This is a genomic window from Pseudomonas sp. P4_C4, assembly GCF_056402055.1.
Genome location: NZ_JBFUID010000068.1, coordinates 1 through 18,489, shown reverse-complemented (window position 1 = coordinate 18,489; position 18,489 = coordinate 1). Strand labels below are relative to the sequence as shown.

Genomic DNA, 18,489 nt, shown 5'->3' with positions numbered 1-18,489 from the left:
ATGCTGCTCAACCTGTTCAATGAAATGCGCGCAGCCAAGGTGCCGGTCTCGGTGCGTGAGCTGCTGGACCTGATCAACGCGCTGAAACAACGCGTGACCTTCGCCGACATGGACGAGTTCTATTACCTGTCCCGGGCGATCCTGGTGAAGGATGAAAAGCATTTCGACAAGTTCGACCGGGCGTTCGGTGCCTACTTCAATGGCCTGGAAAAGCTCGACGATCATCTTCAGGCATTGATCCCCGAAGACTGGCTGCGCAAGGAGTTCGAACGCTCGCTGACCGATGAAGAGCGGGCGGCGATCCAGTCCCTCGGCGGCCTGGACAAGCTGATCGAAGAGTTCAAGAAACGCCTCGAAGAACAGAAGGAACGCCACGCCGGTGGCAACAAGTGGATCGGCACCGGTGGCACCAGCCCGTTCGGTTCCGGCGGTTTCAACCCGGAAGGCATTCGGGTCGGCGATGCCGGCAAGCGCCAGGGCAAGGCAGCCAAGGTCTGGGACCAGCGCGAGTACAAGAACCTCGACGATTCCGTCGAGCTGGGCACGCGCAACATCAAGGTCGCCTTGCGTCGCTTGCGCAAGTTTGCCCGTCAGGGCGCGGCGGAAGAACTGGACATCGATGGCACCATCGACCACACCGCCAAGGATGCCGGGTTACTGAACATCCAGATGCGGCCGGAGCGGCGCAACACCGTCAAGCTGTTGCTGCTGTTCGACATCGGCGGTTCAATGGATGCCCACGTGAAGATTTGCGAGGAGCTGTTCTCGGCCTGCAAGACCGAGTTCAAGCACCTGGAGTACTTCTACTTCCACAACTTCATTTATGAATCGGTGTGGAAGAACAACATGCGCCGCACCTCCGAGCGCACCTCGACCATGGACCTGCTGCACAAGTACGGCGCCGACTACAAAGTGATCTTCATCGGCGACGCCGCCATGGCGCCCTACGAAATCACCCAGGCGGGCGGCAGCGTCGAGCACTGGAACGAAGAAGCCGGTTACGTGTGGATGCAGCGGTTCAAGGAGAAGTACAAGAAGCTCATCTGGATCAACCCGTACCCGAAGGACACCTGGGGCTATACCTCCTCGACCAACATCGTGAGGGATTTGATTGAGGACCAGATGTATCCGTTGACCCTTCGCGGGCTGGAGGAAGGGATGCGGTTTCTTTCCAAGTAATCTTTGTTGCCTGGTTTGACGCCATCGCGAGCAAGCTCGCTCCCACAGGGGTCAGTGTTGTTCATGAAACTTGTGAACGACACAGATCCATTGTGGGAGCGAGCTTGCTCGCGATGCTTTTAGCTGTTCAAAAATCGCTGCAAATACTCGACCTGTTCGCGATGCGCCACTTCCTGCACCACCGGCCGTAACCGCACCTGCGCCCCCGGCAGACACTGCGCCAGCCGCGCCAGCGCCAACGGTGTCAACGCTCCCAGACGCGGATAACCGCCAATGGTCTGCCGATCATTGAGCAACACAATCGGTTGCCCATCCGGCGGCACCTGCACCGCCCCCAGTGGAATACCCTCGGAAATCATCGGTTTGCCCTGGTACTGCAGCGCCTTACCCAGCAGGCGAATCCCCATCCGGTCGGCACGACTATCGAGGCTCCACACGCTGTTGAACGCGTCGAACAGGCTCTGCCCGCTGAACTCACCGATCTGTGCACCGAGGACCAAGTCCAACGGAGCATCAAGGTTCAAGTCCGGCCGCTGGTCTGCGCTCATTTCGCACAGCAACATCACCGAGTTGCCCGAATAGCTCAATGACGCGCCCTTACCCAGCGCATGGCCCATTCCGTCCAGGCCGCCGAGCTCCTCACGGACCACCGTCGCGCTGCTGCCCAGCACTTTCGGTGCATCAAACCCACCCGGCGCCGCCAGATAGGCCCGGGCGCCGAGCAACGGCCGGGTGAATTGCAAACGCTGACCTTTGTGCAGCCTGAAACTGCGCCACGGTGCCAGCGCCTCGCCGTCCACCCGCGCGCCCAGATCCGCTCCGGCCAAGGCCAGCACGCATTCCTCCTCGGCCACCACGGTGAATCCGCCGAGGGTGATTTCAATCACCGGCGCATCCAGCCCGTTGCCCAGCAGCCAGTTGGCCCAGGACATCGAACGCCAATCAGCCGCTCCGCCCTGGGTCACACCCAGATGCCGCACGCCGAATCGACCGGCATCCTGCAACAGGCACAGCGGCGTACTCGCTTCAATCGTCAGACGGCTCATGCCTGGGCCTCCAGTGGCGTATCGTCACCGCCCAGGTTAATGAACTCGGCATGGCTGACCGCTTCGAACCGTACGGTGTCACCGGGTTGCATCAGGCTGTAGCCGTCACGGTTGCGATCGAACAATTTGGCCGGCGTGCGGCCAATCAGGTTCCAGCCGCCCGGCGACACCACCGGGTAAGCCGCCGTCTGCCGTTCGGCGATGCCGACACTGCCGGCCGCGACTTTCTTGCGTGGCGTGTTCAGACGCGGCGCGGCGAGTGCCTCTTCCACCAGCCCCATGAAGGCGAAGCCCGGCGCAAAACCCAGGGCGAACACCTGATATTCACGCTCGCAGTGACGACGGATCACCTCCTCCACCGCCAACCCGCTGCGCTGCGACAACAGGCTCAACTCCGGTCCGACGCTCAAGTCGTACCACACCGGCAACACATGACATTTACCGCGGGCATGGGTGTTGGGCGACAGATCGATCAACGCTTCGGCAATCAACTCCCGGGCCTGGGCGGGACTCAGCTCGGTCAAGTCGTAATGCACCATCAAGGTGGTGTAGGACGGCACCAGATCAATCAGATGCCCGGCGAACGCCGCCCGCAGACTTTCACTGGCCGCCAGCATCCACGGCATGTTGGTTTCGGCAATTTCATCGAACAGGCGCACCATCAGGCAATCCAGCGCCACCACTTCAACCCGCAGCTTCATGACGCACTCTGCCGGTTCAAGGCTTCACGGATACGTTGTACGGCAGCGACCGAACTGGCGTTGTCGCCGTGCACGCAAAGGGTGTTGGCCTGCAAATGCAGGGCGCTGCCATCGCTGGCGGTGAGGTGATCGCCACGGGCAATGGTAAGCGCCTGCTCGCTGATTTTTTCCGGGTCGTGATGCACCGCTCCCGGCAGTTGTCGCGACACCAGCCTGCCGGCGCTGTCGTAAGCACGATCGGCAAAAGCCTCGAACCACAGCGTCACGCCGTATTCATCGCCCAGTTGTTGGGCGGCGCTGTTGTCGCGAGTCGCCATCAACATCAATGGCAGGTTGCGGTCATAGGACGCCACGGCTTGCAGCACGGCGCGTAATTGCGCCGGGTTGGCCATCATGTCGTTGTACATCGCGCCATGGGGTTTGACGTAACTGACCCGCCCGCCCTGAGCCCGGCAGATGCCGTCGAGGGCGCCGATCTGGTAATGCAGAATGTCTTGAAGTTCCTGGGTGGCATAGGCCATGGAGCGGCGGCCGAACCCCACCAGATCCTGATAGGCCGGATGCGCGCCAACTTGCACACCGTGGCTGAGGGCCAGGCTGACGGTCTTGCGCATGATGCTCGGGTCGCCAGCGTGAAAACCGCAAGCGATGTTGGCGCAATCGATAAAGGGCATGATTTCTGCGTCCAGACCCATGGTCCAGCTGCCGAAACTCTCGCCGATGTCGCAGTTCAATAGCAGGCGGCTCACGCTGAACACTCCTGTAGGCATTAATCTTTTTAGCTGTGGGACATATCTGTAAGACAAGCCCGCAGGTTATCAGTTACCGGGCGTCGAGTTGCTTGCCACGGGTTTCCGGCAGGCTCAGGGCCGCGAGGATCACCACGCCGTAGGACACTGCCGCAAAGGCACCGATGCCCACACTCAGCGGCACGGTCTGGCTGAGCAGGCCGATCAGCAGCGGGAACAACGCCGCCAGCGCCCGGCCGATGTTGTAGCAAAAACCCTGGCCCGAACCGCGAATGCGTGTAGGGAACAACTCGGTCAGGAATGCACCCATACCACTGAAAATCCCCGAGGCGAAGAAACCCAGCGGGAAGCCCAGCCACAGCATCACGCCGTTGCTGACCGGCAGTTGGGTGTACAGCAACACAATGGTGAACGAACCCACGGCGAACAGGATGAAGTTCTTTTTACGTCCCAGGATGTCGGTCAAATAGGCGCTGATGACATAACCCACGTAGGAACCAACGATCACCATCGCCAGATAACCGCTGGTATTGAGTACGCTCAAACCGCGTTCGTTCTTCAGGAAAGTCGGCAACCAGGAAGTGATGGCGTAGTAGCCGCCCAACGCGCCGGTGGTCAGCAACGAAGCGCGAATCGTGGTGAAGAGCATGCCGGGGGCGAAGATCTCGTAGAACTTCGACGGGTTGCCCGGCTCCTGTTTCGCTTTGGCTTCACGATAGATTTCCGGGTCCTTGACCAGACGGCGGACGAAAATCACGAAGATCGCCGGCACGATGCCGAGGATGAACAGCGCACGCCAGGCATCCTCCGGTGGCAATACCGAGAACAGCAGCGCATACAGAATCGCGGTCAGCCCCCAACCCAGCGCCCAGCCGGACTGCACCATGCCAACGGCCTTGCCACGGTCCTGGGCACGAATCACCTCGCCGATCAGCACCGCGCCGGCCGTCCACTCACCGCCGAAACCGAATCCCATCAGGGTCCGTGCAATTAGCAGTTGCTCGTAGCTCTGGGCAAAGCCGCAGAGGAAGGTGAAGAAGGCAAACCACAGCACCGTCAGTTGCAAGGTGCGCACACGACCAATGCGGTCGGAGAGAATCCCCGCCACCCAGCCACCGATGGCCGAAGCGATCAGCGTGCTGGTGTGAATCAGCCCGGCCTGGCCGGTGGTGATGCCCCACATGGCAATCAGGGTCGGCACCACGAAGCTGAGCATCTGGGTGTCCATGCCGTCCAGGCCATAGCCGATCTTGCAGCTCCAGAAGGTGCGGCGTTCCTGCTGATTGATGTTGCGATACCAGTCGAAAGGTCCCGGACGGGCCGAGGCTTTCGGGGTGGCGGTGGTGTCGGGCGCACTCATGGCAAATCTCCGCGCTGATTTTATTGGTATTGTTCTGAGCCCCGACGACGCCTATCGTGGGAACCGGATGCGTCGATTTTTGGACGCGCGCCCCTGCTACGTCCAACTAATAAAAACCCGCCTTAGCCATAAGAAATCTTTATCCCATGAACCTGAAGTTTCTCGAGACCTTCGTCTGGGTCGCCCGACTCAAGAGTTTTCGCCTGACCGCCGACAAGCTCTTCACCACTCAGGCCTCGATTTCCAGCCGAATTGCGGTGCTTGAAGGCGAGCTCGGGGTAAAGCTGTTTCTGCGGGATTCGCGCGGCGTGAGCCTGACGCCCGAAGGCCTCAAAGTGCTCGATTACGCCGAGCAGATGATGGACACCATGCAGGCACTCAAGCAGTCGATCGAGACCCGTTCGAGCAAGGCCGGACGGGTGCGCATTGGCGTGATGGACACGGTGATCCACACCTGGCTAAGCCCGTTGGTGGCGCAGATGACCGATCACTACCCACTGGTGGAAATCGAGCTGGTGGCCGATACCTCGCTCAACCTCTGCGATCAGCTGCAAAAAGGCTTTCTCGACGTGATCCTGCAAACCGACCTGCTGCGCCAGGAAAGCGTGCGCAGCCTGGAACTGGCCAGCCACCCCATGGGCTGGATTGTGGCCAGCAATTCCCTGTACAACCGTGAGTATTCAGGCGTCGCCGATCTGGCGAAAGAGCGGATCATTACCTACTCGAAAAACTCCCACCCGCATCAGGAAGTGCTCGCCCTGATGCAGGCCAATGGCGTGATGACGCCACGGTTGAACTGCGTGAACTCGGTGTCGGCGATTACCCGGCTGCTGCGCGACGGTTTTGGCATCGGCGCGTTGCCGCCGGTGCTGGTGGCCGAGGAACTGGCGCGTGGCGAATTGACCTTGCTGGACATCGATCAGCGACCACCCGACTTGCAGGTGGTGGTGTCGTGGCGGGTGGGCGTTGAGTGGGTCGAGGAGATTGTGGCCTTGTGTCAGCAGGTGTTGGAGGAGTATGCGCGGAAGGTGGGAGAGCGCTACATGGTCTTGAGCAAACCCCTGGCCGGCCTCTGAAAAGGAGTTTTCCACACCACAAGTAGGAATTACTATCATTTGCATTATTATTTGAAAAATGTATTCTCTGCGCGCATTCAGTTAAACCACTGTCCAGAAGGAGTCGGACTTGATGCGCGCTTACACGCAAAAACAGCAGCAATTGCTCTCAAACTGGAGCGAAGCCCTCGGCACTCCTGCCTTCCAGTCCCACCGCATCACCCTCGACCATTTGAGCAATGCCCTGGAGCCTGCCGCCCAGCGCTGCTTCCAACGCCTGATCCAGGCGCTGTTTCGCGAACGCCTGATCAACCCCGACGCCTGCGAGTACGACGACAACGGCCGTTGCTGGCTGCCGCTTGGCGACGGTATGCAGCTTTGCTTCGACCACCTGACGGGCGGAAGAATGAACAGCTGGGACCTGCGTGGCAGCATCGTCCTGCACACCCCCGACAGCCTGCCGCACAAAATCCAGTTGCCCAGTGAACTGCTCGCTCACCTCAGCACTCAGCTCAACCCGCCCGCCTCCCCGCAGGTACTGGAACGTCTGGCCCGCGAGCTGGACGATAGCTACAGCAACGACACCCTGTGCCTGGCGTTCCACCATGGATGGACCGAGCGCCTGAGAGAGCAGATCGACACCGAGCACAACGACAATCTGTTCGCCTGGCTCAAAGCCAGCCCCGACCACCAGAACCCGACATCATTGCTCGAACAGTGGGGCACGCTCGGTCACCCCTGGCATCCGAACTACAAGACCAAGCTGGGCTTGAGCGCTGCGCAGGTCATCGCCTTCTCACCGGAATTCGAAGCGAGTTTTCCGATTGTGCTGTGCGCCCTGCACCGTCAGTACACCCACGTCGAATCACTGGCCGGCACCGCCGATTACTGGGACTGGTGGCAGGGCCACTTCCCGCAGGCCGCCGAACAATTGCAGCGTCATTTGCAGCAACGGGGCCTGGAGGCAACGGACTACCTCCCGCTGCCGTCGCACCCATGGCAAGCCGATGAAGAACTGCCCAATTCGTTCACCAGCGAGATCGCCGACAACCTGCTGATCGTCACCGACATCGTTGCCTTCACTGGCCACCCGACCATGTCCTTCCGCACGGTCCTACCAGAGGCCAGCCGTGTTGCGCCGATGGTCAAACTGCCGGTGGCCTTGCGCCTGACCAGCGTGCAGCGCACCGTGTCGCCGCGTTCGGCCCGGATGGGACCGCGCATCAGCCAACTGCTACTGCAGATTCTCGATCACGAACCGCAGATTCAGCGCCGGCTGAACATCGTGCCGGAGCGCATCGGCGTGCACTACGCGCCACAACCGGCCAATGACGAACTGTCCCGGCATGCCGCCGTGCTGTACCGCGACAACCCGCTGACCCTGCTGCAAGAAAGCGAACTGGCCGTGCCGGTCGGCAGCTTGTTCGCCGTAAACGAATTCGAACAACCGTTGCTGCGTGACTGGGTGCAACTGGCTCAGGGTCGTGACGACAGCGAGGCCATGCTGGCGTTCTTCGATGATTACCTGTCGATTGCCGTCCCGAGCCTGCTGGGCATCTACCTGATGTATGGCGTGGCGTTCGAAGCGCACCAGCAAAACAGCTTCATGGTGATGGGCGCTGACGGGCAGTTGAATCGGCTGCTGCTGCGTGACTTCGGCGACATCCGCATTGATCGCAAAACCCTGCACGCCAAGGGTCTGGATATCCAGCTGCACGATCCGGAAATGACCCTGTACGACGACGCCGGTTTTGTCCGCGACAAGCTCCTGCACACCACGTTCATGTGCCACCTCGGTGAGTTGACGTTGCTCTGCGCCCGCCACTGGAATGTGCCGGAAAATAGCCTTTGGGAGCGTTTGGCTACGCACGTTGAACAATGCTTCGAGAGCGTGCGCGAGCATGTCGAACCGGCACGCTGGGAAAGCGAGCGTCAGGCCCTGCTGGAACAGGATTGGCCGGCCAAATCGTTCATGCGCATGCGCTTGCACGACAGCCACGCCGACATCGTCGGACGCCTGAGCAATCCGCTGCGAACCAACGCCGATGCTCGCTGATGGCCGTGCGTTGCGACTGCTGATAGTCATCCAGTTTGTCTCCATGGGTGCCATGGAAATGAGCGGCCCGTTCTGGCCCTTGCAGATCCAGCGTCTGCTTGGGCCAGAGGGCGCCGGCTACACCGCGCTGCTATCGGCGCTGGTCTATGCCGGCCCGATGCTGGCGGCCATGCTGCTGACGCCCGCGTGGGGGCGGTTGGGTGATCGCACCGGGCACAAGCCGATGATCGTTCGGGCGTTGCTGGCACTTGCGCTGTGCCAAGGGCTGGCGGCGATTACTCTCGACCCGTGGCTGCTGGTGGGCATTCGCGTGATGCAAGGCGCATTGGCCGGATTTCTCGCCGCCGCGCAAGCCTATGCCCTGGCCTGCTGCGACAATTCCCGGCGCGGTCACACCCTGGCCCGTCTGCAATCGGCGACCGCCGTCGGCTCGTTGATCGGCCCGGTGCTGGGTGGCTGGCTGATGGACATCTCGGGGTTTGCCCTGCTCTGTTATGGCGCGTCGGCGATTTGCCTGCTGTGTGCACTGGGGAGTTTTTTCCTGCCGGCCGACAAGGCGCGAGCCTCGACGAAGAAACCGGTTGCGCCGGTGGCCCTGCCTAAAGGCTGGCTCAGTGGAATCCTGTTGGTGATCGTGTTGATTCAAGCCGCGAAGATGATGCCGCAACCCTTCTACGCGCTGTACGTCGCCGACATTCTGCACGCACCGGGCTGGCTGATCGGCGCTACTTACGCGGCGAGCGCCGCGACCCTGGCCATTTCCGCACCGCTGTGGGGGCGTCTGTTCGACCGCTGGCAACCGGCTTACACCTTGCGCGTCATCGAAGGCATTGCCTGGCTCTGCGCCCTGACGCTCGCGGCCACGGCACTGGCCAGCGAATGGCTGGGTTTTCTCGTCAGCCGGTTGGTCTGGGGCATCTGGCAAGGCGCACTGCTCCCCGTCGCCTACGCGCTGATCGCCAACACCGTGTCTTCAAGCCAGCAGGGTTTTGCCCTCGGCCTGGGCAACAGCGCGGCCAAGGCTGGCGCTCTGCTCGGTGCCGTCCTCGGCGGGATCGGCATGGGGCTGGTCGGGCTGGCCCACAGTTTCTGGCTGGTGGCGTTGACTTACGCACTGGCCGCCATCGGGATCCGCTGGGTGCGCTCATTCACCTCCACACCGGCCCCCGCAATCTTGTCTACCAACACTAATCACGACTAAAAAAAAGACCCACTCATGACCCGAACCAAACTTTCCTTGATGATTCCGCTGCTCGGCTCCTTCAGCGCCCAGACCTGGGCCGAGGACACCGACCAGCAACCCGGCACATTGAACATGCAAGCCACCGTCGTTTCCGCGACGCGCAGCGAAGCGACCATTGCCTCGATTCCAGGCTCGGTCCAGGTGATCGACGAACAACAGATCCGCCAACAGAGTGGCGCCGGGCGTCGGGTCTCCGACATTCTGGGGCAACTGGTTCCCGGCCTGGCGCCGTCCAGCGGCGGGATGAGCAACTTCGGCCAGACCCTGCGCGGGCGCAACATGCTGGTGTTGATCGACGGCGTGTCGCAGAACGCCACGCGGGACAACTTCCGCCAGCTCAACAGCATCGCACCGGCCAGTATCGAACGCATCGAGGTGGTTTCCGGCGCCAGCAGCATTTATGGTGCCGGTGCTTCGGGCGGCATCATCAACATCATCACCAAGCGCAACCAGGGTCAGGACCTTGCCTACAGCAGCAAACTGGGCCTGACCACCGGCAACAACCTCAACAGCAAGGGTTTCGCCTACGAGGCCTTTCAGAGTGCTACCGGGCGCAAGGATGCCCTGGACTGGTACGTGTCCGCCGACCTGACCCAGCGCAACGATCAGTACGACGGCAACGGCAATCGCATCCCTCAGGACACATCCCAGGGCAGCAACATGGACACCGACACCTATGACCTGCAAGGTCGTTTCGGTTACGAACTGGATGCCGATAAAAAACTCAGCCTGTCGCTGCAGGACTACAAGGACCAGCAGGACACTGGCTACACAAAAGACCCGAAAAACCTGCAAGAGGCCGTGGCGGTCAAAGGGCTGAAACTCGACGACCAGCCCTACACCCATAACCAGGCGGCCAACCTCAACTACACCGACAACGACTTCTACGGCCAGGGCCTGCAACTGGAAAGCTACTGGCGCCGGGCCGACGCGCTGTTCTTCCCGGACCTGTCGCGGGGCAAGGCCGGGATCGCCGACAACAACAGCGTGCAGGATGTCTACGGCCTGCGTGCGGCCATCGACACGCCGTTGCCGGCCATCGGCAGCGCCACAGGCAACCTGGTCTGGGGCGCCGACTATGATCACGAACGCTCCCGCCAGCGCGGTGACCAATACACCGTCAAAGGGCTGACCTACACCAAGACTGGCACCACTTACGAGATGGGCCCGGATATCGAAACCACCACCAAGGCGCTGTTCGGGCAGATGTCCTGGGACATCGGTGACTGGACCTTGCGTGGCGGTGTGCGCCGCGAATGGATCGAAAGCGAAGTCTCCGACAGCGTCGCTTACGGCGAGATCGTCCAGACCGGTGTACGTGCCATCCTGCCCGGCGATACCCTCAAATACGACGCGACGCTCTATAACCTGGGCGCGGTCTATCACCTGAGTGAACATCAGGACGTCTTCGCCAATTACAGCCAGGGGTTTTCGCTGCCGGACATCCAGCGCTTCTTGCGTGACGTGAACAGCACCTTCGACATCCAGAGCCTCAACGCCCAGGCCATCAAGGTCGACAGCTACGAGCTGGGCTGGCGCGGTGACTGGGACCGGTGGCAGGCCGACGTCACCGTCTATGAAAACACCTCGGACGTGACTCAGTTCTACGATGCCAATGACCGTGTCTTGCGTCTGATCAACCAGAAGGAGCGGGTTCGCGGTATCGAAAACAGCCTGACCTACCTCGCGACCGATCACTGGTCGGTGGGTGGCACCTATGCCTGGGCCAAAGGCGAGACCGAGCAGAACGGGAAATGGATCGATCTGCCGGCGACACGCATTTCACCGGCCAAAACCACGCTGTTCGTCGGCTACGCCGAAGACGACTACACCCTGCGCCTGCAAGGCATGCACCTGTCCAGTTACGACGCTGCCGCCAAGGACAACAACGGGCGCGACATCGATGGCTATACGCTGGTGGACCTGCTCGGCTCCGTGTACTTGCCGGTCGGTCGCCTGGAAGGCGGGGTGTACAACCTGACCAACCGCACGTACGTCAACCTGTTCGCCCAAGCCAACGCCAGAGCGCCATTCCCCAACGCCGAAGGCCGTACCTTGAGCATGACCTATTCGATTGATTGGTAATCAAGCAAGGAGCCGGCTTGCCGGCTCCTTGACGTTCGACGGTGTTACAAACCGCGCAAATCCCGCTCTTCGATTGGCCGGCTCTGGCGCAGACGCTTGCCGCCCAGCACCACCCAGTCGATCAGTCGGAACAGGCATTCAAGACCTAACGACAGCAACAATGCGCCGCTCATGCCCCAGCTCATCGCTTCGGGCGTCAACAGGATCTGGTAGCTGTAGCCATTCCAGGTTTCCTTGCGGATGTCCGGATCGGCAGCCAGCGCCACTTGCAGGAAGCGGATGTACCACGGCCCCTGCATCGCCTGGAACTGCTTGTCCAACGCCAGTTGGCGGGTCAGCAGGTTGCTCAGGCTGTCGGCATCGCTGCGGAAGATCGGGTCTTCGCTGGCGCGGTAATGCGCGACCAGAGCCTGCATGTCACCCTTGAAAAACTGATTGGCGGTGTTCTGAAAGCCGCTCAAGCCGGCTTGCGCCTCGATCAGATGGGCTTCGACCCGCTTGGCGTAATCGCTGATGAAGCCCGGCACCTGGACACCGATCAACAGGCCCGCCGCAAACAACACCAGCCGTAGATAACTGAGCAACATGGAAAGCAGATCCTTATTCGGTCTTGCCCTGGCTGACGCATTCGCCACGTCGCCACAGGCTCCATTGGCCCGGTTCGTAACGGGTCCAGGTTTCGTTTTCGGTCAGGGGTTCGGTGGCGATGACGGTGACCACGTCGTTAGGCGTGGTTTCGGCCTGAAAGTCGACGATCACGTCGACGTCTTTCAAGCGTGCGGGGCCAAACGGTGCGCGACGGGTGATTTGCGCCAGTTTGGTCGAGCAATAGCAGAACAACCAGTCGCCATCGCTGAGCAGGCAGTTGAATACGCCTTTGCTGCGGTATTCGGCGCAAGCGGCCACCAGGTCCGGCAGCAGCGCTTCGACCTCGACCGGTTCGGGGAACGCCGCACGCACACGGTTGAGCAAATCACAGAACGCCGCTTCGCTATCGGTATCACCCACAGGGCGATAGAAACTGGCCGCAGGCTGGAAATCCGCCAACTGGCCGTTATGGGCGAAACACCAGTTGCGCCCCCACAGCTCACGGACGAACGGATGCGTGTTGGACAGGCAGACCTTGCCGACGTTGGCCTGGCGGATGTGCCCGATCACCACTTCGCTCTTGATCGGATAGCGCTGCACCAGGTTCGCGACTTCCGACTCGCAGCTTGCCGCCGGATCCTGGAACAGTCGCAGCCCACGGCCTTCATAGAAGGCAATGCCCCAGCCATCGCGGTGCGGGCCGGTGCGACCGCCGCGCTGCATCAGCCCGGTGAAGCTGAACACGATATCGGTCGGGACATTGGCGCTCATGCCCAATAACTCACACATGCTCGGACTCTCGCTCAATCGCAGGGGCAAGGTTACAGACGGGGTTCGACTCGCATCCGCTGAGGATTGCTCGGCACCGGTGGACGACCGTAACGATCATCGCCGGCACCGCCGAACGGTTGATCATCTTCGGGTTCTTCGGCGCGCACGGCGGCTTTGGCCGCGGCAGCCTGTTCCTTGCGGGCGTTGGAGGCGCGCTCGATAGGGAAACGGATCGCCACCAGCACCAGATAGAGGCCGAACGCGATCATGCCGTACATGAACAGATCGGAAATCGCCCGCCAGGCGTTGTTGCCGACCTTGAACAGCAGGTCGAGGGCGGTAATGGCGACGGCCGGTGCGACTTTATCCTTGACCGGGTCGATGATGGTCGGGCTGAACAGCAGCACGGCCATGGCCAGCCGTAGCGGCTCACGCAGCCAGCGCCACATCCAGCGGGTCAAGCGCATCCACACCAACAGGCAGCCCAAAGCGGCGAAGGCGTAGAGGCCCCAAGCGATCAGATAGTCGTTCTCGGTCATGGTGTCCATGGCAAGGCAGGCAAGTCGGGTAGAGACAGGCCATTACTGGCCTGCCTCCCCCTAAGAACCGTACGTGCGCCTTTCAACGCATACGGCTCAAGTCTTTAGAAAGCCCCTTGCGGAGCCGGTTTGTTCACTGTCAATCCACGGCTGTGAAGCTGTTGGTGACAAATAGGATGCAATAGTACCCGGTTATCCAGGGTGTCTCTACCGCCATGAGTGCGGTGGATAATGTGATGGTCATGCCATCCCGTTTCCTTCGTAATCGGTTGTTTGCACATCAGACACAGTCCTTTCTGGCTTTGATAGAGACTGAGAATCTGTTTGCGATACTTCAGCTTTTTCAGCATCTGTGCCGTCCGCAGCTTCTCGCCCATTTCTTCCATGGAAGGGTCAAAGGGGTTGTACTCCCCACTAACCTTCCTGTGTCGTTCGATCGGTGTACTCGCAAGCGAATACAGAGCGACCTCCTTTTTCGTCCCGTTTTCCTCCAACATCGTGGTGGCAAACACCCAACTTCTGCTTCCTTGAGTTCGGAAATACTTCTTCCCTATCCATTGCAGTGACTTGTTCGGGTGCCGCCGCTTTGCCCAACGCCATAGAGCATAAAACAACAAATTATCCATGCGGCTGTAGGCCTGCTTGGCTACTACAGGCTGGTGATACAGCGCCCAGCCTTTCAAGATGGGATTGAGCAATCGAATCAAATACTCCTGCTTCGCCATCTTGTTGGCGTCGATGACCTCCTTCACCTTGTGATAGAACGCCTTGACGTTCTTCTTACTCGGTTTGATCAGAAGCTTCCCGTCGTACTTACGGAAATTCCAACCCAGAAAGTCGAAGCCTTGATCGGTATGGACGATATGTGTTTTCTCAGGGGATAACTGCAACCCGCGTACTGCCAGGAATTGCTCCACCCAAGGTCTGATTTCGCTTTCCAGTACCTCTTTCGAGTCTCCAGTAATCACGAAATCATCCGCATACCGCACCACGTTGATCTTCAGCTTTCTGGCCCTTGTCACGCCCAGATACTGCTTGAGCTGTGTTTCCAGACCATCGAGCGCCATATTTGCCAAGGTAGGCGAGATAATCCCGCCTTGTGGCGTACCAGCATCCGTTGCCTGTAGCTGGCCTTTATGAATCACGCCAGCCTTCAACCATTTCCGAAGAATCGCTTTGTCCATAGGGACGTTGGCGAGCATCCAGTCATGATTAATGTGATCAAAGCAGCCTTGTATGTCCGCCTCCAGTATCCATTGGGCCGAAACCTTCTTGGACAGGCAAACAAACAACTGCCCCATCGCATCCGCCGTAGAGCGTTCGATCCTGAAGCCGTAGCTGTTCGGATCGCCCTTGGTTTCTGCAATGGGTGCCAGAGCTAGCAAATACAGCGCCTGCATAGCCCTGTCAGTCATGGTTGGGATACCCAAAGGGCGTTCCTTCCCATTCGACTTCGGAATGAACACACGCCGTAAAGGTCGTGGCTTATATCCGTGACGCTTCAACCCATTTGCCGCTTTCCATTTTGCGTCGGGTGTATCCCAGAGCACGCGGTCGACTCCCGCCGTGCGCTTACCCTGGTTTTCAGTGACTCGCCGTACGGCCAAGTATCTGGCCGATCGAGAGCGGGTCAGCATCCGTTGCAGGGCTTTCACCCTGCGCCATTTGCCTTCCCGACAAGCCTTCGCAATCCGCACCTGCATTGCCCGAACATTCCGCTGAACACGACACCAATCGATGTCATGCCATTGTTGCGGAGTGCCAGAAAGCGCAGGCACGGCCATTTGGCTGTGCTCTATCATGCTGCCTTCCTCTCAAGTTTCCCCGAGCAGAAGACGTACGCATCCCCTGACGGGAATGGACGCTCCCGTCAGGGTTGGATTAGTAGGAGGCCCAATACTGCTGGGTCTCTAAGATCATTGAGACAGGTTCAGTCAGAGTTCATGCGACGAAAGACCACGCAGAAGTCTGCCCGGTTTCCCGTGGGGTAATGTCCCAACCCCTATCCGAGCCATTACAGCCCGGCTTTCGCTTTCTCTGCGATCCCATACCCACACAGCCAACAGATCCCCTTGCGGTTCACCTGCCCGAAGGCGGCCATACGGGCTTACCACGTTCCCTGCCTGTCACACGATTGGTTTAGGGCCTGCCTTTTCACCGATGGTCCTATGACGACGTACCTCAAGCCTCTACAGAGGTATCCGACCACGTGCCTTTTGGCTCAAGCCTGACAGCAGTTTTGGCTTGTTCATAATTACGGCGTTTATCAGCAGTTCACTTACGTTACCCATGCCAACCAGCCTAGCGTCTCAACCCGGTACTGCTCCGAGTATCTATGCTTTACCTCGCGGCAAAAGCACACCCTGACGGGGACTACATTGTGAGAAGAGCTTCACACCTCACCGTTACCAGTGACGCATGTCTTCCTAGGCTATCGTTGGTCGCACAACGAGTCCGCTGCCACCTTGCGAGCAAGGTAGATGGACAATGACAGACAGAGCTTTCGCTCATGTCTCCGGTTTGATGTGAGCAGGGACTGCCGAGGCAGCATGCCCAAAGAATTGTTACCTCCTGTTTCAAAAGCAGGAGGGAACCCCAGCGGGGATTCTCTCCCGCATGGGTTTAACCCTGAATAGGGCTGATGTGTAGTAGGCACTCCAGCACCGGAAAATCTGGTACTGCGGTCGAGCTACCGAGCGCTAATCGACCTTGAGTTTGCCACCGCCGCTGCGGCAAGTCCTTGAAGGCATTGGACTTCTGGGAGGGTTTTGTTTCTTGGGGTTGGGTACCCAAGCTCTTGGCTTCCTTTCGGAAGCCCTTCAAGATGACTCTACACCTCGAAGTCTTGGAGACACGCTACGCGTGTCGCACAGAGGCGCTTATGATAACGGCTTTTCGCCCGTCAGGCTGCATCAATGCCTGACTGTTGGGCGCGGCCCGCTCCCACCGGTTGCCAAACCCCTATTCCGTACACTGTTCGAGAGCCCTTCATGCCCCTATCCGCCAACATTCACGACGCTCCGATTGCCCACATGGCTGATGGCTCCGACCCGTATGCCTGGCTGCAAGAGCGCGACACAGAAGCAGTGCTCGACTACCTCAAGGCCGAAAACAGATATCAGGAAGCGCAAACCGCCGACCAGGCCGGGCTGCGTGAAACCCTGTTCGAAGAGATCAAGGGGCGGATTCTCGAGACCGATCTGTCCCTGCCCTCGCCGTGGGGACCGTATCTGTATTACACCCGCACCACGGCGGGCGATGAGTACGCCCGGCACTACCGCTGCCCGCGTCCGGCCGATGACAGCCTGACCCTCGACGAAAGCCGCGAACAACTACTGCTGGACCCGAACGAACTGGCCAATGGCGGCTTCTTTTCGCTCGGGGCGTTCAGCATCAGCCCGGATCACCAGCGCCTGGCCTACAGCATCGACTCCAGTGGCGAGGAGATTTACACGCTGTTCGTGAAGGAATTGTCCGACGGCCGTGTCAGTGAACTGGAATTCCAGGACTGCGACGGCAGCATGACCTGGGCCAACGACAGCCTGACGCTGTTCTTTGGCGAACTGGATGACACCCATCGTCCGCACAAGCTGTATCGCTATCGACTGGACGGCACGGCGGCCGAAGAAGTGTTCCATGAGCCGGACGGGCGCTTCTTCATGCATTGCTACCGTTCAAGCTCCGAGCAGCAATTGCTGCTGTCCGTGGGCAGCAAAACCACCAGCGAAGCCTGGGTCCTCGACGCCAACCAGCCGCAGCAAGCCTTTACCTGCATCGCGCCACGGGTCGAGGATCATGAGTACGACGTCGACCACGGCGTACTCGACGGTCAATGGACCTGGTTCATTCGCAGCAACCGTGACGGCATCAATTTCGCCTTGTACACCGCTGTAGATACCGGTGCCGCGCCCACCGAAGCCGACTGGCAGAACCTGATCCCCCACAGTGACACGGTGATGATCGACGGCATCAGCCTGAACACCGGGGCCATGACCCTCAGCCTGCGGGTCGGCGGCTTGCCGGTCATTGAGGTTCACCCGCAAGGCCTGGCGCCCTATCGCGTGCAACTGCCGGATGCGGCCTACAGCCTGCACGTGCAAAACAGCCTGGAGTTCGAAAGCGAGCGGATTCGCCTGCGCTACGAAGCGTTGAACCGTCCGGCGCAAATCCGCCAACTGGACCTGGCCTCTGGCGAGCAGAAAGTGCTCAAGCAAACTCCGGTGCTCGGCCCATTCGATGCCGATGCCTACGTCAGCCAGCGCCTGTGGGCCACTGCACCGGACGGTACGCAAGTGCCCATCAGCCTGGTGATCAAGCGCGCAGACCTCGGCAAACCCGTGCCGCTGTACCTCTACGGCTATGGCGCCTATGGCGAAAGCCTCGACCCGTGGTTTTCCCACGCGCGCCTGAGCCTGCTGGATCGCGGCATGGCGTTTGCCATTGCCCACGTGCGTGGCGGTGGCGAACTGGGGGAAGCCTGGTATCGCGCCGGCAAGCAGGAGCACAAGCACAACACCTTCAGCGACTTTATCGCCTGCGCCGAACACCTGATCGCCCAGGGCTTCACCACTGCACCGCAGTTGGCGATCAGCGGCGGCAGCGCCGGTGGCTTGCTGATCGGCGCGGTGCTCAATCAACGGCCGGAGCTGTTTGGCGCCGCCATCGCCGAAGTGCCGTTCGTCGACGTACTCAACACCATGCTCGACCCTGACCTGCCATTGACCGTCACGGAATACGACGAGTGGGGCAACCCTGAAGAACCGGAGGTCCATGATCGGATCAAGGCCTACGCCCCGTACGAAAACGTCACCGCGCAAGCGTATCCGGCGACCCTGGTGATCGCTGGCTACAACGACAGCCGCGTACAGTATTGGGAAGCGGCCAAATGGGTGGCGAAATTGCGCGCGACCAAGACCGACAGCAATACCCTGCTGCTCAAGACTGAACTGGGTGCCGGGCATGGCGGGATGAGCGGTCGATATCAGGGATTGCGTGACGTAGCACTCGAATATGCATTTTTGTTCAAGGTTTTGGGCATTGTTTGAGGAACTTGGCTGGGTGTGCGGGTCATAGTTCCGAACACAGGAAGCCGACACAACACTGACCCATGTAGGAGC

14 protein-coding genes are annotated in these 18,489 nt (G+C 60.1%); 6 read left to right on the top strand and 8 right to left on the bottom strand.

The annotated features are described in order from the left end of the window. Positions 1–1,179, top strand: coding sequence for a vWA domain-containing protein (locus AC1DXW_RS26510; RefSeq protein WP_008049176.1), 1,179 nt, complete (start codon positions 1–3; stop codon positions 1,177–1,179). A gap of 119 nt (positions 1,180–1,298) precedes the next feature. On the opposite strand, the gene AC1DXW_RS26505 is transcribed toward AC1DXW_RS26510, so the two are convergent. The 4 genes from AC1DXW_RS26505 to AC1DXW_RS26490 all read right to left on the bottom strand — a co-directional run bounded on the left by AC1DXW_RS26505 (position 1,299) and on the right by AC1DXW_RS26490 (position 5,035). Further along, complete coding sequence (locus AC1DXW_RS26505) at positions 1,299–2,225, bottom strand: 5-oxoprolinase subunit C family protein (protein WP_477760660.1); 927 nt, start codon at positions 2,223–2,225, stop codon at positions 1,299–1,301. Beyond that, positions 2,222–2,926: a 5-oxoprolinase subunit PxpB gene (gene pxpB, locus AC1DXW_RS26500; protein ID WP_477752899.1), complete on the bottom strand. Its 705-nt coding sequence runs from the start codon at positions 2,924–2,926 to the stop codon at positions 2,222–2,224. The genes AC1DXW_RS26505 and pxpB overlap by 4 nt, the downstream gene beginning before the upstream one ends. Then, positions 2,923–3,675, bottom strand: a complete 753-nt coding sequence (locus AC1DXW_RS26495; protein WP_477752898.1) for a 5-oxoprolinase subunit PxpA — start codon at positions 3,673–3,675, stop codon at positions 2,923–2,925. Before AC1DXW_RS26495 ends, pxpB begins: the two co-directional genes overlap by 4 nt. A gap of 73 nt (positions 3,676–3,748) precedes the next feature. Continuing rightward, positions 3,749–5,035, bottom strand: coding sequence for an MFS transporter (locus tag AC1DXW_RS26490; protein ID WP_477752897.1), 1,287 nt, complete (start codon positions 5,033–5,035; stop codon positions 3,749–3,751). 146 nt (positions 5,036–5,181) lie between these two features. Between AC1DXW_RS26490 and AC1DXW_RS26485 the strand changes: the two genes are divergently transcribed. The 4 genes from AC1DXW_RS26485 (at position 5,182) to AC1DXW_RS26470 (ending at position 11,474) form a co-directional block, all read left to right on the top strand. Further along, the gene (locus tag AC1DXW_RS26485) at positions 5,182–6,111 is read left to right on the top strand and encodes a LysR family transcriptional regulator (RefSeq protein WP_477752896.1); all 930 of its coding nucleotides are present in this window, start codon (positions 5,182–5,184) and stop codon (positions 6,109–6,111) included. Positions 6,112–6,223: 112 nt separating this feature from the next. After that, positions 6,224–8,146: an IucA/IucC family protein gene (locus tag AC1DXW_RS26480; protein ID WP_477752895.1), complete on the top strand. Its 1,923-nt coding sequence runs from the start codon at positions 6,224–6,226 to the stop codon at positions 8,144–8,146. Beyond that, complete coding sequence (locus tag AC1DXW_RS26475; RefSeq protein WP_477760659.1) at positions 8,136–9,347, top strand: MFS transporter; 1,212 nt, start codon at positions 8,136–8,138, stop codon at positions 9,345–9,347. Before AC1DXW_RS26480 ends, AC1DXW_RS26475 begins: the two co-directional genes overlap by 11 nt. 15 nt (positions 9,348–9,362) lie before the next feature. Then, a complete protein-coding gene (locus AC1DXW_RS26470; protein WP_477752893.1) occupies positions 9,363–11,474 on the top strand; it encodes a TonB-dependent receptor in 2,112 nt (703 codons plus the stop codon). Between the two features lie 44 nt (positions 11,475–11,518). Here AC1DXW_RS26470 and AC1DXW_RS26465 read toward each other — a convergent pair whose 3' ends face one another. The 4 genes from AC1DXW_RS26465 to ltrA all read right to left on the bottom strand — a co-directional run bounded on the left by AC1DXW_RS26465 (position 11,519) and on the right by ltrA (position 15,174). After that, positions 11,519–12,061, bottom strand: coding sequence for a DUF2937 family protein (locus AC1DXW_RS26465; RefSeq protein WP_477752892.1), 543 nt, complete (start codon positions 12,059–12,061; stop codon positions 11,519–11,521). A gap of 13 nt (positions 12,062–12,074) precedes the next feature. After that, the gene (locus tag AC1DXW_RS26460) at positions 12,075–12,851 is read right to left on the bottom strand and encodes a class II glutamine amidotransferase (RefSeq protein ID WP_108218526.1); all 777 of its coding nucleotides are present in this window, start codon (positions 12,849–12,851) and stop codon (positions 12,075–12,077) included. Between the two features lie 32 nt (positions 12,852–12,883). Further along, positions 12,884–13,381 carry an MFS transporter gene (locus AC1DXW_RS26455; protein WP_477760658.1) on the bottom strand — a complete coding sequence of 166 codons (498 nt, stop codon included), beginning with the start codon at positions 13,379–13,381 and terminating at the stop codon, positions 12,884–12,886. 95 nt (positions 13,382–13,476) lie between these two features. Next, entirely contained in the window at positions 13,477–15,174 is a 1,698-nt protein-coding gene (ltrA, locus tag AC1DXW_RS26450) for a group II intron reverse transcriptase/maturase (protein ID WP_477760657.1), read from the bottom strand. Between the two features lie 1,188 nt (positions 15,175–16,362). On the opposite strand from ltrA, the gene AC1DXW_RS26445 reads away from it, so the two are divergent. Next, entirely contained in the window at positions 16,363–18,417 is a 2,055-nt protein-coding gene (locus AC1DXW_RS26445) for a S9 family peptidase (protein ID WP_477752889.1), read from the top strand. Positions 18,418–18,489 lie beyond the last annotated feature (72 nt).

What these genes read in the sequence shown, in the direction of transcription:
- AC1DXW_RS26510 (WP_008049176.1), top strand. Translation starts at nt 1, where the DNA reads ATGCTGCTCAACCTGTTCAATGAAATGCGCGCAGCCAAGGTGCCGGTC.
- AC1DXW_RS26475 (WP_477760659.1), top strand. Translation starts at nt 8,136, where the DNA reads ATGCTCGCTGATGGCCGTGCGTTGCGACTGCTGATAGTCATCCAGTTT.
- AC1DXW_RS26485 (WP_477752896.1), top strand. Translation starts at nt 5,182, where the DNA reads ATGAACCTGAAGTTTCTCGAGACCTTCGTCTGGGTCGCCCGACTCAAG.
- AC1DXW_RS26455 (WP_477760658.1), bottom strand. Translation starts at nt 13,381, where the DNA reads ATGGACACCATGACCGAGAACGACTATCTGATCGCTTGGGGCCTCTAC.
- ltrA (WP_477760657.1), bottom strand. Translation starts at nt 15,174, where the DNA reads ATGATAGAGCACAGCCAAATGGCCGTGCCTGCGCTTTCTGGCACTCCG.
- AC1DXW_RS26480 (WP_477752895.1), top strand. Translation starts at nt 6,224, where the DNA reads ATGCGCGCTTACACGCAAAAACAGCAGCAATTGCTCTCAAACTGGAGC.
- AC1DXW_RS26465 (WP_477752892.1), bottom strand. Translation starts at nt 12,061, where the DNA reads ATGTTGCTCAGTTATCTACGGCTGGTGTTGTTTGCGGCGGGCCTGTTG.
- AC1DXW_RS26445 (WP_477752889.1), top strand. Translation starts at nt 16,363, where the DNA reads ATGCCCCTATCCGCCAACATTCACGACGCTCCGATTGCCCACATGGCT.
- AC1DXW_RS26470 (WP_477752893.1), top strand. Translation starts at nt 9,363, where the DNA reads ATGACCCGAACCAAACTTTCCTTGATGATTCCGCTGCTCGGCTCCTTC.
- AC1DXW_RS26460 (WP_108218526.1), bottom strand. Translation starts at nt 12,851, where the DNA reads ATGTGTGAGTTATTGGGCATGAGCGCCAATGTCCCGACCGATATCGTG.
- pxpB (WP_477752899.1), bottom strand. Translation starts at nt 2,926, where the DNA reads ATGAAGCTGCGGGTTGAAGTGGTGGCGCTGGATTGCCTGATGGTGCGC.
- AC1DXW_RS26490 (WP_477752897.1), bottom strand. Translation starts at nt 5,035, where the DNA reads ATGAGTGCGCCCGACACCACCGCCACCCCGAAAGCCTCGGCCCGTCCG.
- AC1DXW_RS26505 (WP_477760660.1), bottom strand. Translation starts at nt 2,225, where the DNA reads ATGAGCCGTCTGACGATTGAAGCGAGTACGCCGCTGTGCCTGTTGCAG.